The organism is Vibrio sp. 10N.261.52.C11, from assembly GCF_041471405.1.
In the GTDB taxonomy this organism is placed as follows: Bacteria; Pseudomonadota; Gammaproteobacteria; order Enterobacterales; family Vibrionaceae; genus Vibrio; species Vibrio crassostreae_C.
This window is the reverse complement of record NZ_JBFROI010000157.1, coordinates 1-206: the sequence shown is the minus strand read 5'-3', so window position 1 is coordinate 206 and position 206 is coordinate 1. Positions and strand designations below refer to the sequence as shown.

Sequence of the window (206 nt, the reverse complement as noted above, 5' to 3'; positions counted from 1 at the left end):
CTCCAGGGTGTGTCTTACTTTTCACAAAGTAAGCCTAAATTGATGTTTTCCCATAAGCCCATCAATCAGGTTGTTCTCTTAACTCTTAAAAGAGGTAAGAAGAATATGGTGGAGGGAGACGGATTCGAACCATCGAAGGCAGTGCCGGCAGATTTACAGTCTGCTCCCTTTGGCCACTCGGGAACCCCTCCAGGGTGTGTCTTACT

1 tRNA gene is annotated in these 206 nt (G+C 47.1%); it reads right to left on the bottom strand.

Going from position 1 to position 206, the window contains the following annotated elements:
• Window positions 1–106: 106 nt before the first annotated feature.
• Window positions 107–191 (bottom strand) — tRNA-Tyr (locus tag AB4323_RS24520).
• Window positions 192–206: the final 15 nt, after the last annotated feature.